The 13780-nt window shown below is 31.7% G+C and carries 12 protein-coding genes; 4 read left to right on the forward strand and 8 right to left on the reverse strand.

Annotated features, from left to right (window positions below):
* Nucleotides 1-58: 58 nt before the first annotated feature.
* Nucleotides 59-940 carry a DUF4349 domain-containing protein gene (locus H527_RS21610; protein WP_081414565.1) on the reverse strand — a complete coding sequence of 294 codons (882 nt, stop codon included), beginning with the start codon at nucleotides 938-940 and terminating at the stop codon, nucleotides 59-61.
* A gap of 643 nt (nucleotides 941-1583) precedes the next feature.
* Here H527_RS21610 and H527_RS0106960 point away from each other — a divergent pair.
* Both H527_RS0106960 and H527_RS0106965 read left to right on the forward strand, forming a co-directional pair.
* Nucleotides 1584-1979, forward strand: coding sequence for a hypothetical protein (locus H527_RS0106960; protein WP_027412032.1), 396 nt, complete (start codon nucleotides 1584-1586; stop codon nucleotides 1977-1979).
* The gene (locus H527_RS0106965) at nucleotides 1976-2440 is read left to right on the forward strand and encodes a hypothetical protein (RefSeq protein ID WP_027412033.1); all 465 of its coding nucleotides are present in this window, start codon (nucleotides 1976-1978) and stop codon (nucleotides 2438-2440) included. The genes H527_RS0106960 and H527_RS0106965 overlap by 4 nt, the downstream gene beginning before the upstream one ends.
* An 81-nt stretch (nucleotides 2441-2521) precedes the next feature.
* Here the strand turns inward: H527_RS0106965 and H527_RS0106970 are convergent, their stop codons facing one another.
* The 7 genes from H527_RS0106970 to porV all read right to left on the reverse strand — a co-directional run bounded on the left by H527_RS0106970 (nucleotide 2522) and on the right by porV (nucleotide 10108).
* Nucleotides 2522-3307, reverse strand: coding sequence for a hypothetical protein (locus H527_RS0106970; RefSeq protein WP_027412034.1), 786 nt, complete (start codon nucleotides 3305-3307; stop codon nucleotides 2522-2524).
* A gap of 269 nt (nucleotides 3308-3576) precedes the next feature.
* Nucleotides 3577-4257: an SDR family NAD(P)-dependent oxidoreductase gene (locus H527_RS0106975; RefSeq protein ID WP_027412035.1), complete on the reverse strand. Its 681-nt coding sequence runs from the start codon at nucleotides 4255-4257 to the stop codon at nucleotides 3577-3579.
* A 48-nt stretch (nucleotides 4258-4305) separates the two neighbouring features.
* A complete protein-coding gene (locus H527_RS0106980; RefSeq protein WP_027412036.1) occupies nucleotides 4306-5277 on the reverse strand; it encodes a M20/M25/M40 family metallo-hydrolase in 972 nt (323 codons plus the stop codon).
* Nucleotides 5278-5440: 163 nt separating this feature from the next.
* Complete coding sequence (locus H527_RS0106985; RefSeq protein ID WP_027412037.1) at nucleotides 5441-7045, reverse strand: pyruvate dehydrogenase complex dihydrolipoamide acetyltransferase; 1605 nt, start codon at nucleotides 7043-7045, stop codon at nucleotides 5441-5443.
* 3 nt (nucleotides 7046-7048) lie between these two features.
* Nucleotides 7049-8050 carry a pyruvate dehydrogenase (acetyl-transferring) E1 component subunit alpha gene (gene pdhA / locus H527_RS0106990; RefSeq protein WP_027412038.1) on the reverse strand — a complete coding sequence of 334 codons (1002 nt, stop codon included), beginning with the start codon at nucleotides 8048-8050 and terminating at the stop codon, nucleotides 7049-7051.
* Nucleotides 8051-8198: 148 nt separating this feature from the next.
* Nucleotides 8199-8681, reverse strand: a complete 483-nt coding sequence (locus tag H527_RS0106995) for a cytidine deaminase (RefSeq protein ID WP_027412039.1) — start codon at nucleotides 8679-8681, stop codon at nucleotides 8199-8201.
* A 251-nt stretch (nucleotides 8682-8932) separates the two neighbouring features.
* Nucleotides 8933-10108, reverse strand: coding sequence for a type IX secretion system outer membrane channel protein PorV (gene porV, locus H527_RS0107000; protein WP_027412040.1), 1176 nt, complete (start codon nucleotides 10106-10108; stop codon nucleotides 8933-8935).
* Between the two features lie 505 nt (nucleotides 10109-10613).
* Here porV and gldJ point away from each other — a divergent pair.
* Both gldJ and H527_RS0107015 read left to right on the forward strand, forming a co-directional pair.
* Complete coding sequence (gene gldJ / locus H527_RS0107010) at nucleotides 10614-12290, forward strand: gliding motility lipoprotein GldJ (protein WP_027412041.1); 1677 nt, start codon at nucleotides 10614-10616, stop codon at nucleotides 12288-12290.
* An 84-nt stretch (nucleotides 12291-12374) separates the two neighbouring features.
* Nucleotides 12375-13652: a UDP-N-acetylmuramoyl-tripeptide--D-alanyl-D-alanine ligase gene (locus H527_RS0107015; protein ID WP_027412042.1), complete on the forward strand. Its 1278-nt coding sequence runs from the start codon at nucleotides 12375-12377 to the stop codon at nucleotides 13650-13652.
* Nucleotides 13653-13780: the final 128 nt, after the last annotated feature.

Consider the following 13780-nt stretch of genomic DNA (forward strand, 5'->3'; position numbering starts at 1 on the left):
CTCTTGCAAAATACAAAATTAAGCGCACCATTATGGTACGCTTAATTCATTATTTTTTTTACTTTCTTCTCCATTTAAAATATATAAATCCAAAGATTCCTAAAATAAGTAATGGCCATATGTAAAATAACGACAGTGTTAAAACTTCTATAACAGACCATCCAAAAAGCAATCCTTTTTTTGCTTTATCCAAAAAACCAAGAGTATACTTCTCTGATTGTACTTTTGGAATTATAGTTTCGTATATATCTAACTGAATAGTACTATAGGTTACTTTACTACCTAAGTATTTCAATCTACCTTGTGCAGACTCTATCTCTTCCTGAAGTTTACTTAATTTTTCTTCTGCCATTAAAATATCTTCTACCGTCTTTGCCTTGGTTCTTAAAATAGTTTCATACCGTTGTTTTACTTCTAACTTTGTTTTTAATCTTGAGGTTATATCTACATATTCTTCGGTGACATCTATGGTAGATATGTTTTTAAAATCTACAAATTCTGCTGTTTTACAAATGCTATCTAAAACAATATCAAAATTGTTTTGTGGAACCCTAATTGTAAATCTATTCTCTTTACTATAATTGGTGTTTGTAAATCTCTCATCTGAGACATATCCTCTATACTTTGCTGCTATTTTTTTAGCTAACCCAGTAGCTTCTTCAACATCTAAGACCTTAATTCTACAGTTTGCTTCTTTTATAATCTTTAGCTCAAAATCAATATTCCCTTTTTCTGGTTGTATTTTATCAGCACCTAATGCTGTCTCTTCTTTAATATCTTGTTGAACCCCAGATAAACTAGATGTTTCTCCGGTCTCTTCCATCATGATATTTTCTGTATCCATGTGGTGTTTGTTCTCCATTTTAGAACAGGAACAACATAATAATATTACTCCTACAACAACTATTATTCTGTTTATTTTAACCTTCTTAATTTTCATTTTTATATTTTTATATCGTTAGATTGAAAACAAACCTAAAGACTATTGTTATTTATCTATTGTAGAATACTTGTAAAACAATTGTAAATTATTTTACAAAAAATAAACAACTCATTATCAAAATACTACCATCATAACTTCAGACGAAAAAATACTGTTTGATATTCTTAAAAAAGCTGTAGCAAAACAATTTTTACTACAGCACACTACTTCTAATGCAGATATTTCTGAGTGGAAGGGGCAAGAAATTATATTATTTAAAGAAGATTTACAAGACAAAGTAAAAGCTACTATTAGTGAAAAGTCTTTTTATCGTTATTTTAAAAATTCTTTAGAAAAACTACCTAGAATAGATATCTTAAATTTATTATCACAATATTGTGGTTATAAAAGCTGGAATGATTTTAAAAGTAATCATTCTATTTCTACTAATTCTCCTAGGAGCACTAAGATTTCTAAATGGATCTGGGTTGGATTTTTAAGTTTTGCTATAATAGTTGTTATATACCTCTTATCTCCTAAAGAGAATACGTTTAGTTTTTGTTTTATAGATCAAGACAGAAATCAGCCTGTTACCAAAACACCAATAGACATTATTATTCTAAACGATCAAGAATCTCCTTTTTATTCAAAAAGCGATAGCATGGGGTGTTTTATTTGGAAAACAAAGGATGATTATATTCATTTTATAATAGGATCTCCTTATCATAAAACAGATACTATATACAGAATGGCTTCCTTAGGGAATCAAGAAAATCTTCAAATAAAGACGGATGATTATGCCTTAATGCTTCATTATTATGCTAATGGAAAAATTGAAAATTGGAAAAACAGAAGAAAAGAATTATCTAAGATAATTGCAGATAACGCAACTATTTTTCAGGTACTACCTCACCGATTAGGAATCGAAATATATACTAAAGAGGAGTTTGTTAATAAGTTAACGACACCTACACAAAGCTTAAAAAATATCGAGATCATAGAGTCTAGAAAACTAAATGAGCAGATAGTTAAACTAAAATTCCGGATAAAATCATGAAAAAAGTTATGTATGCCATGGTTATCCTACTTTGTTTTGGATGCGCAAACAACAATTCTAAAACTATAAAAATGGAAGATTCCAGATCTTTTGAAATTACAGAAGAAGCTTCTACCTCTTATTTATCAGAGGCTGATGCATACTCTATATTAATCCAGCAAAAGCTTCAAGAATATTTAGATAAAAAAACACTACTCAAAACTAACCCTGATTTTAATACTGAAACAGAGGAATATAAATTAATTTCTATTAAAAACAATCCTAATATTAAACGTATTGAACTTATATCCCCTTTTGAAATTGTTTCTGATTCTATAAAAAAGGTTGTAACAAAAGTTGTTCTAGAACATCAAACTGACACCATTATAACCTTTATTAAAACATCTACTATAGTTATAGATAACAAAACCTACAAAACTCATAAAATAGCATTTAAAAAGACCGAGGATATAGGTAACTAATAGAACCCATTGATTAAACAAAAATCGATGGGTTCTAATTTAATATTATATTATTAAAAACATAATGAGATAAGGAGGTGTTTACCAAGCCCAAACTCTATATGATGAAGTTTTATCATTCCAAGATTTTTTCCAGAACCACCACCCAGACAGTCTATATCTTCTTAAATCTCTTGCACCAACAGAAGTTTGATAATATGGAGAATAAAAATTTAATGTTCTACCATTATAACAACTGTGTTGATACAATCTTATATATGCTCTGCGCCCCCATGGTTTTGTAACTCTAAGGGAAGACATGTGATCATTATAAATTCCTAAATTCCAATCTTTATAGTAATATTTATTAGTTCTTCTTATGCCTGTCATTTCAGTAACATAGTTAATATGATAGTAAAAATAGAAAGTTCCACTTCCATTAATAGACCCATCAACACAAGCTTCTTTTGTAACTTGTTGTTCTGATGTTTCTTTAGGGAAATCTCCTGCTAATTTTTCTACATAACCATCCACCTCATTATTGGTTTTAAAAACTTTTACATTAATAGTAGTATCTCCTTCTTTATAATCTTCAAAAAACAACCCTTGAGGAGCATCTTCTTTCCCAAAAATCCTTTCTGCTATTTGTACATCACCGTCTACTTTTAGTATTTGAGATTCTTTTGTATCTAGCACATACAAGATTTTAAATTTTTCTCCATAGTAATCATAGTTATGTGTGATTTCTACAATTTCTGTTGCCTTATTCTCAAAGTTCTTAGCTTCTTCAATACTTGATTCTTCAATATTTAATTCTTCTTTATCACAACTTGTGATCATAAAAAAAAGAACAAAAAACGATAAATAGAGTTTAAAAGTTGTTTTCATTTTGTGTGGTTTTAAGACTCCTACTCTTTTAAAGGCTTTTCAGATTACGCCTATACTGTTACTTATTTCAATATCTTATCAATAGAGTAAATAGTATATACTAAATATATCTTTTATTAACCAAACAAAAAAGGAAACCCCTGTTTTTAAGCGAATAGAAAAACTCAAAAAAATTACTCGTAAACATTACATAATCAGATTATTACAAGTAAAATAAAATTAAAATTTAATCAAAAAAAACGCTGATTATCTACTAAAATCATCATTACCTAAGGTGTTGTACTAGACACCTGAAGCACCTTACCATTATAATATTTATTCCCTGTTAAAGAAAATTCTTTGATATAATTTGCCATTTCTATAGCGTTTAACGGTGCTTGATAATCTGGAAATGCTTCTTGGAGCATTTCGGTTTGTACTGCTCCTAATGCCAAAACATTAAAAGCTATTCCACTTTCTTTATATTCTTCTGCCAACAACTCACTTAATGTAATAACTGCTCCTTTACTTGAACTATATGCTGCTAATCCAGGGAATTTCATACTACCTTGTATTCCTCCCATACTACTAATAGTAATCACATGACTACCGTGTTTCATATAAGGTAAGACCAATCGTGTGATTTCGGCTACTCCAAAAACGTTTACCTTATACACTTCTTCAAAATCTTGAGTAGAAATTTCATTAAAAGGTTTATTTAATAATCTACCTGCATTATTAATCAAAATATCTACTTGTTTCCATTCTGAATCAACATAGTCAATCATTGTTTTTAGATCTTCTGATTTACTAATGTCGAAAGAAAATGTATGTATATTCTTATGTTGTAATGTTGCAACAGGAATCTCATTTCTAGAAAGTGCCAAAACTTGATGTCCTGCATCTGCAAATTGCTTTGCTAATTCATAGCCTATACCCCTGCTTGCGCCAGTTATGATTATTTTTTTCATTTTTTATATATAACAAACCTCACAGTCCTTAGCGTCTGTGAGATTTTATTAATTTAATATAATCTCTTTTTTTATTGTATTTGCCATTTTTGTTATTACTGGAATACAGTCATTAACAAGTTCTGCTATAAATTCAAAATTCATCTCAGAAGCTTCATCATCTACATGATGGTAATAATCATAATTAGTAAAATCAAAGGTTGAAATTGTCTGGCAAGGCACTTCAAATTGCTTATAGAATGGGTAGTTATCACTTCTCATAAACAACTGAAATTCTTTCGCTTTTGGTAAGTAACCAACCAACTCAGAGCCAGCATAATTATTTATTTTATCTGCCATATTAGATGTGTCATATCCCGTTATGTATGCTTTATAAGTTTTCTGATTTAATGGTACTCCTATCATTTCAAAATTAACCATGGCATATAGGTCTACATTTTTTTCTTTTAGCGTTTTTGCTAAATGCTCTGAACCTAATAATCCTTTTTCTTCTGCACCAAATAATACAAAAAGGATACTCCGTTTATTATTTTTTAATTTTGCAAACTGTTTAGCCAGAGACAATACAGCACTGCTTCCTGCTGCATTATCATTAGCTCCATTGGCAATAGTATCTCCATTTACTTCTTTTCCTACCCCTATATGATCAAAATGTGCACCCAGCACAATAAACTCATTAGCTAATTTGGCATCTGTTCCTTTTATAAAACCTACAATATTATATGTTTCTATACCTTTTGCTTTAAAAGTATCTTTATAGGTCTTAAAGTAAGGAGCTACATCATATTTCTTAAACTCTTCTTCAATAAACTGTGCTGCTTTCTTCAATCCTTCACTACCAGTATCACGCCCACCTAATTCATCACTTGCTAAATAATTAATAATATCTTCTATCTCTGAAGCTTTAATTTTTTCTGAATTTCGTTTTTCAGCTACATCTATCTGTGACTGAGCGATAATGGCTTGTTTGCAATTAATAAACAAAACTGAAATCAAAATAATAAAAATATTCTTATACATATGTTATATTGTTTATTAGACGAAAGATGGTCTAATTTTTATGTTATTACCAAATTTATCTATTAACTTATAGAAACAAGTTAAAATCTTTTTAAAAGATAAAAAAAAATCCTGCTTTATCGGAAGCAGGATTTTTTTATCTTATTTTCTTTAAATACTCTAATTATGCCAGCATTGTTACTGGGTTTTCAATATATTGTTTTAAAGTTTGTAAAAATTGTGCTCCTGTAGCTCCATCGACTGTTCTATGGTCACAAGCTAAAGTGATTTTCATTGTATTTCCTACAACAATTTGCCCATCTTTTACAATTGGTTTTTCTACAATTGTCCCAACTGATAAAATAGATGAATTAGGTTGATTTATAATAGAAGTAAACTCTTGAATACCAAACATACCTAAATTAGACACTGTAAATGTGCTACCACTCATTTCTTGCGGGGTTAATTTTTTATTACGTGCTCTCCCTGCTAAATCCTTAACCTTTGCTCCTATCTGAGTAAGAGACATTTGATCTGTAAAAGGCAATACAGGAACCACCAAACCATCTGGTACCGCTACTGCTACACCTACACTAATATGTTTGGCGTATTTTGTTGCAACATCTGTCCATTGTGTATTTACTTGTGGGTGTTTACGAAGTGCCATAGCACATGCTTTAACCACCATATCATTAAAAGACACTTTAGTATCTGGTAATTCATTTATATTTTTACGAGATGCAATTGCATTTTCCATATTTATCTCGATAGTAAGATAATAATGTGGAGCGTTAAACTTAGAAGCCGAAAGAGATTTAGCTATTGCTTTACGCATTTGCGAGTTTTTCACTTCTTCAAAGCTTTCTTCTCCTGCGGGTGTATATGTTTGTATTGCTGGTTCAGAAACCATCTCTGTTTTAGACTGAGAAGGTTTTTCTTCTTTACTAGGTGTATAGGATTCTATATCTTTTTTTACAATACGTCCATTCTCTCCAGACCCTTTCACTTTTTTAAGATCAATACCTTTATCTGCTGCTATTTTTTTTGCTAAAGGAGAAACAAAAATTCTACCCTCAGAAACACTTTCTTCTTCAGAAGCTACTGTTTTTGATTCTGTTTTTGTTTCCTCTATTTTAGTAGTTTGTTTTGTTGCTGTTTCTGGTTTTGAAACACCACTTTTAAGACTAGAGACATCTGTTCCTTCTGGTCCAATAATTGCTAGCAAGGCATCTACAGGGGCTGTTTCCCCTTCTTTAATACCTACATACAAAAGAGTTCCATTATAGAAAGATTCAAACTCCATTGTAGCTTTATCGGTTTCTATCTCTGCGAGAATATCTCCTTCTTCAACAGCTTCTCCTTCTTTTTTCAACCAAGTCGCAACAGTTCCTTCTTCCATCGTATCACTAAGACGAGGCATAGTAATAACTTCTACTCCTTCTGGAATTTCTGTACTTTTTTGAGAAGAGTCTGATTTTGGTTCTTCTTTTTGTTTTGGAGTTTCTGTTTCAGTAGCTGTGCTACCACTTAACAGGTCAGAAATATCTTCGTTTTCATCTCCTATAATTGCCAATAATTGATCTACGGGCGCTGTCTCTCCTTCTTCAACCCCGACATGAAGCAATGTTCCTTCATAGAAGGACTCAAACTCCATTGTAGCTTTATCTGTTTCTATTTCAGCAAGAATATCTCCTTCGCTAATCTTATCTCCTTTTTTAACAAGCCACTTCGCAACAACTCCTTCTTCCATGGTGTCGCTCAATCGCGGCATATTAATTACTGTAGCCATAATCTATTGTGGTTTGTGTGATAAAAATGGGTAATTTTCTTGATCGTATACAACATCATACATTACGTTCTTATCCGGGAACGGTGATTCTTCAGCGAATTTTTGACATTCTGCCACTCTATCTTTTACTCTTTTATCTATTTCTGCTATTTCTTGATCGGTAGCATAATTTTCTTCTTTAATAGTATCTAAAACCTGAGTTATAGGGTCTATCTTCTGATATTCTGCAACTTCATCTTTAGTACGATATTTTTGGGCATCACTCATAGAGTGTCCTCTATATCTATATGTTTTTAGTTCTAAGAAAGACGGGCCTCCTCCTGTTCTTGCTCTTGTAATTGCCTCATCCATAGCTTCTGCTACCTTTACTGGATTCATTGCATCTACTGGTCCACAAGGCATTTCATACCCTAACCCAAGTTTCCAAATATCTGTATGATTAGCAGTCCTTTCTACAGATGTACCCATAGCATATCCATTATTTTCTACACAAAACACTACAGGTAGATTCCAAAGCATTGCTAAATTAAAAGTTTCATGCAAAGATCCTTGTCTAGTAGCTCCATCTCCCATAAAAGTTAATGTTACAGAATCTCTTTTATTATATTTATCTGCAAATGCTAAACCAGCACCCAGAGGTATTTGCCCTCCTACGATGCCATGTCCTCCATAAAATCGGTGCTCTTTTGAAAAAATATGCATAGATCCTCCTAAACCTTGAGATGTACCAGTACCTTTGCCGTATAACTCTGCCATTACTCGTTTTGGATCCACCCCCATACCAATTGGCTGTACGTGATTACGATATGCTGTAATCATACGATCTTTGGTAAGATCCATAGCATGTAAGGCGCCTGCTAAAATCGCTTCCTGACCATTATATAAGTGCAAGAAACCTCTTACTTTTTGCTGTATATACACCTGAGCTAGCTTATCTTCAAATTTTCTCCAGAAAAGCATTTCTTCGTACCAATTTAGGTAAATATCTTTGGTTATTTTTTTCATCTATAATTATGCTGATATATGTATAAAAAACTAGTTTTAAAACTAGCAATTATTTAATTATCCCCTTATTTATTAAGAAAACAAAAAACAAAAATAACATATTCGAAATTAAGGAAAAAGGAGTTTGCCTATAAAATCAACGAAAACGTTATAAATATGAATTATCAAAAACAAGTGGTAATATATTTGACAATGATGATGACCTTACTACTTTACCTGTTTCTCCCATAAAATATATGGTTATGGGCAAATTTTGTTTAACTTCATATTCTGCAATTGCTTGTCTACAGGCTCCACACGGAGGTGTTGGTGTTATTAATTTATGCTTTAAGGATTTAGCAGTTAATGCCATTGTAGTGATAGAAATATCCGGAAAATTAGCTCCGGCATAATAGATCGCAGTGCGTTCTGCACATAAACCAGATGGATAACACGCATTTTCCTGATTATTTCCTAAAACAACTTCTCCGTTTTCTAACAAAAGTGCTGCGCCAACCAAAAACTCTGAATAAGGCGCATATGCTCTATCTCTAACCATCATAGATTGCTCCATTAATTTTTGAACATCTGCTGGTAGTTCATCAAACGAGTCATATACTTGTAAAATAGATTTTATTTCAATTTCTTTCATACACTACTATATATTTTAATATCCCAGATTAATCAATAACCTCGGAGCAAACTCATGAGGTATGCTTCCGAAAATATATTTTGTTTTCGAGGCAGACCTCGGAGAATTAAACTCCACAATGTGGATTAAATAAAAAAGTATTCTAACAATTTTCAATATCCCTAAATTATTAGGTCTATAATGTACTATAAACAAAAAAAGTATCAAACCTGTAAAGCTTGATACTTTTTTTATGTTTTGATTATTTTATTTTAGTCATAATATTCGTCTCCAAAATTAAATGAAAGACCAAAACGTAAAGTTCCTTCTAATGGACTCTTAACTGCTGAAGTAGAGAACAAATAGGATATATCCAGATTTACAATATTATATTTAAATCCTGTTCCTAGAGATAAAAATTTACGAGCTCCTTTTTCTTCACTTTCATTAAAATATCCTGCTCTAAAAGCAAACACATCCTGATATACATATTCTGCTCCTAATGCCCATGTCATTTCTTTTAGCTCTTCACTAAAACCATCTGGAGCATCCCCCCATGAAGAAAAAATAGATCCAAATGCACTTTTATTATTATACTCAGTATTAGCAATAGCCGTATCTGCAGCATCAACTTCTCCGTCCCCATTTCGATCTATACTATTATCTAAAGGAGTAGGCACTAATAACTTACTGATTTCCAAAGATGGTGTAATTCGATTATCTTCATTAAATATAAAATCAAAAGACCCCCCTAATCTAAAGTTAGTAGGTATAAAATTTTCTTGTCCTGCATCATCATATTTTATTTTTGGTCCTATATTAGAAATAGTAGCCCCTGCTCTCCATCTACCATTAAAGGAGTCAAAAGCAATCTCATCACTCCTATAAAAACCTGCGATATCTACACCAAAACCATTACCAGCACTTGCATCATCTCCTAATCCTTGTAATTTCAAATCAGAACGAAGATATCGCCCTGTTACTGACATAGAAAATCGTTCACTTAACTTTAAAGCGTACGTAAGATCAAATGTTAATTCATTTGGTTGCTGAGATAGCCCTAAATCATTTGCGTCTTTTCTAAATTCAATTTCCCCTAAACTAAAATATCTAAAACTAGCTGCTACAGCGCTACGCTCATTAATACGATTATAATAATTTACATTCCCCAAAAATATATCGTTAACAAGGCTACTTAAATAAGGTGTATAATTAACCCCAACACCTTGTTTGTTTTTTATGAATGCGTATTTAGCTGGATTCCATTGTTGTGAAAATGCATCTGCAGAAGTGGCAACTCCTTGATCCCCAAGACCTGCTGCTCGTGCATCTGCAGCAATTAATAAAAATGGAACTGCGGTTGTTATCGCCCTGTTTTGTTCCTGAGCCTGCGTTTTAAAAGTTAAAAGCGTAACACACGCTAAGCTAAGGGTTAATATTCTTTTCATATCCTTTAAAAATTGAGTTTGACAAATATATAGTTATTTAGTTACTAAGAATAATGTGTTCTTATTTTTTTTAAGTTGACTGTTTATAAACGTGTATTTTAGAGAAATCTTATGTTTAATCCTATTTTATATGATCAAAATTCAACAATCATTTCAATTTTTCATAATTTTTTGGGTAGAAAAAGACCTAATTAAGAAACTTATGATTAGTGGTTTTATATATTTAGGAGTAAAATATTTTGAGACAAAAAACCCTATGTAGTCAATTTATTGTTCATTATCTTTTAAATATTAAGAAAAACAAATAAAATAGGTCTTTAACTGCTTATATTTTTAGTTTTTCCTAGGGGATAAGTAATAAACTTATTAATATTGCGTTAAACCAAAGTCGTTATAAATTCATAAAAAAAATATGAATTGATAATATTTTGAAAAAATTAGGGTAATTTTAACGTTTATTAATTATATTGCAAGCCCTTATTTCTACTTTAACGAACTTAAGATTATGAAAAACGCGTTTATTTTTAAGTCGCTAATGGTACTCGCCGTTAGTGTATTATTTTTTAGTTGTTCTAAGAACAATTACGGGAGTAATTCTAGAGCCACGGGTTGGGAATACAACTCTAAAGACGGTGGCTTTCAAGTAGCTACAAACTACAAAGAACAAGAAACAGGTCCTGGATTAGTTTTCATTGAAGGTGGTACTTTTACTATGGGACGTGTGCAGGATGATGTGATGCACGATTGGAATAATACTCCTACCCAACAGCATGTTCAGTCTTTCTATATGGATGAAACTGAAGTTACCAATGTGATGTATCTAGAATATTTGGATTGGTTAAAAGGTGTTTACCCTCCTACTGAGCCAAAATATAGAAACATTTATTATGGGGCTCTACCTGATACTTTGGTTTGGAGAAACAGACTTGGGTTTAATGAAATGATGACAAATAATTATTTACGTCATCCAGCCTATGCTAACTACCCTGTTGTAGGTGTAAATTGGATTCAGGCAATAGAGTTTAGTAATTGGAGAACAAATCGTGTTAATGAAAGAATTCTTGAAGAAGAAGATGTAATTAAGAAAAATGCTCCTTTTGAGGATGTTTCTGCAGAAAGTACTTTTGATACAGAAACATATTTGAATGCTCCTTCACAAACTTATGGAGGTAATGATGAAGCTACCAGAGGAGGTAGAGCTTCTGAACAGTATGAAAAAAGAAATGATTCTACTGGTTTATATATACAACGTAAAGATGGATTGCTTTTACCTAAATACAGACTCCCAACTGAAGCTGAATGGGAATATGCTGCTTTGGCATTAGTAGAACTTAGAAGTTACAACATATACCGAGGTAGAAAGAAATATCCTTGGAGTGGTAAATATACTAGATCTGGAGAAAGAAGAACAAGAGGGGATCAATTAGCTAACTTTAAACAAGGAGATGGTGATTATGGAGGAATAGCTGGATGGAGTGATGATGGAGCAGATATTACCGCTCCAGTAAAATCTTATGAGCCTAATGATTATGGTTTATATGATATGGCAGGAAATGTTGCTGAATGGGTAGCTGATGTATACAGACCAATTGTTGATGATGAATATAATGACTTCAATTACTACAGAGGTAATGTATATACTAAAAATGCTATCAATCCTGATGGAACTGTAAAAATAGTTATGACAGATTCTGTTGTTTATGATACGCTTAGTAATGGTAAAATTATAGCAAGAGTATTGCCTGGTGGAATTTTACAAGTTCCTATCGATGAAAACGAAACATACATGAGAACAAACTTCACCGATAGTGATAATAGAAACTATAGAGATGGAGATAAGAGTTCTTCTAGGTATTATGAAGGATATCAAGATCAAAATACTCCAAACAGAAGAATGTATAATGCTCCTATTCATTATGTAGGTCCAGATGCTGAAGACAGTACCAAAATGGATAGACGATATGATGAGTCTACAAAAAGAACTACTATCGTTGATAATAAAGTACGTGTCTATAAAGGTGGTTCTTGGAAAGACAGAGCATACTGGTTAGACCCGGCACAAAGAAGATTTATGCCTCAAGATATGGCTACAGACTATATTGGTTTTAGAAACGCAATGTCTCGTGTTGGTACCAAAGCTAAAAAGCAAAAAACACCAAGACATCAAAAACCTGGAAAATAGCACATTAGATTTATTATAAAGTTCGTTATAAAATACTAAAGCCCTGTACAAATTTTGTCAGGGCTTTTTAATACCAGTTAGTTAATGACTATACCTCAACTACATCAATTATTTTTAGCAAGTAACGGTGTGTGTACCGATACTCGAAAAATCAAACAAAACTCCATTTTCTTTGCTTTAAAAGGAGATAATTTTAATGGGAACATCTATGCAAAAAAAGCATTAGAGCTTGGTGTGACATTTGCTATAATAGATGAAATTGAATATAATATTTCGCAGAAATGTATTCTTGTAGATGACGTTTTAAAGACATTACAAGATTTGGCTTCTTATCATCGAGAATATCTTGATATTCCTGTAATTGCTTTAACAGGCAGTAATGGAAAAACTACTACTAAAGAATTAATAAACGCTGTACTCTCTTCTCAATTTAAAACAACTGCTACTTTAGGGAATCTAAATAACCATATAGGAGTTCCTCTTACTCTTTTATCCATGACAAAAGATACCGAAATAGGAATTGTAGAAATGGGTGCAAATCATATTGGAGAGATCCGTTTTTTATCTACTATTGCCAAACCAGATTATGGTTATATCACTAATATTGGCAAAGCTCATCTGGAGGGTTTTGGCTCTATTGAAGGAGTTTTAAAAGGTAAAACAGAGCTATATGACTATCTAAAAAAGCAAAATAAATTAGTTTTCTTAAATATTGATGACCACAAACTTCTTGATGCTTCACAGGGAGTAAATACGTATACTTTTTCTAAATCTGATAATAGTGATGCTATTATAAAGGTAATAGATGTTAATCCAAATGTGATTGTTTCTTATCAAGATACTACAATAAAAACTAATCTAATTGGCGAGTATAACTTTACTAATATAGCTGCAGCAATTACAATAGGAAGTTTTTTTAATATTACAGCCGATCAAATTAAAGTAGCTATCGAATCCTATATCCCTAACAATAATCGCTCTCAAATAATTAAAAAGCAAAAACATACCATCATTCTGGATGCTTATAATGCAAATCCTACTAGTATGACTGCAGCAATAAGTAATTTTGTACAGTTAAAATATAAATCTAAAATTATGTTTCTAGGGGATATGTTTGAATTAGGTAAAGAATCATCTTTAGAACATCAAAAAATAGTCGATGAAATAAGTAAAACAAAAGTTAGTGAAATTTATCTTATAGGAAATATTTTTTTTGAAACCAAATGTAATGATCCTCGTGTTCAAAGATTTAGAACTTTTGAAGAACTTGAAACTAATTGGAATATAAAAAATAACGAAGATGCAATACTCATTAAGGGTTCTCGAGGAATGAAATTAGAACGAATTTTAGATCTGCTTTAACAATTATTCTCAAACATAAATAAATCTACCAATGTTGTTAAGTTACCCTGTATCTTTTTGAGGATTAAATATCTGTAAAAGCAAAATCCCCCCTTTACTGCCATCATGGATTCTGGCCTACGCCGGAA

This window comes from Aquimarina muelleri DSM 19832, from assembly GCF_000430665.1.
In the GTDB taxonomy this organism is placed as follows: domain Bacteria; phylum Bacteroidota; class Bacteroidia; order Flavobacteriales; family Flavobacteriaceae; genus Aquimarina; species Aquimarina muelleri.

Bases quoted from the DNA above. Each gene is read 5' to 3' on its own strand.
- H527_RS21610 (WP_081414565.1), bottom strand. From the start codon at position 940: ATGAAAATTAAGAAGGTTAAAATAAACAGAATAATAGTTGTTGTAGGA.
- H527_RS0106960 (WP_027412032.1), top strand. From the start codon at position 1,584: ATGGGGTGTTTTATTTGGAAAACAAAGGATGATTATATTCATTTTATA.
- H527_RS0106965 (WP_027412033.1), top strand. From the start codon at position 1,976: ATGAAAAAAGTTATGTATGCCATGGTTATCCTACTTTGTTTTGGATGC.
- H527_RS0106970 (WP_027412034.1), bottom strand. From the start codon at position 3,307: ATGAAAACAACTTTTAAACTCTATTTATCGTTTTTTGTTCTTTTTTTT.
- H527_RS0106975 (WP_027412035.1), bottom strand. From the start codon at position 4,257: ATGAAAAAAATAATCATAACTGGCGCAAGCAGGGGTATAGGCTATGAA.
- H527_RS0106980 (WP_027412036.1), bottom strand. From the start codon at position 5,277: ATGTATAAGAATATTTTTATTATTTTGATTTCAGTTTTGTTTATTAAT.
- H527_RS0106985 (WP_027412037.1), bottom strand. From the start codon at position 7,045: ATGGCTACAGTAATTAATATGCCGCGATTGAGCGACACCATGGAAGAA.
- pdhA (WP_027412038.1), bottom strand. From the start codon at position 8,050: ATGAAAAAAATAACCAAAGATATTTACCTAAATTGGTACGAAGAAATG.
- H527_RS0106995 (WP_027412039.1), bottom strand. From the start codon at position 8,681: ATGAAAGAAATTGAAATAAAATCTATTTTACAAGTATATGACTCGTTT.
- porV (WP_027412040.1), bottom strand. From the start codon at position 10,108: ATGAAAAGAATATTAACCCTTAGCTTAGCGTGTGTTACGCTTTTAACT.
- gldJ (WP_027412041.1), top strand. From the start codon at position 10,614: ATGAAAAACGCGTTTATTTTTAAGTCGCTAATGGTACTCGCCGTTAGT.
- H527_RS0107015 (WP_027412042.1), top strand. From the start codon at position 12,375: ATGACTATACCTCAACTACATCAATTATTTTTAGCAAGTAACGGTGTG.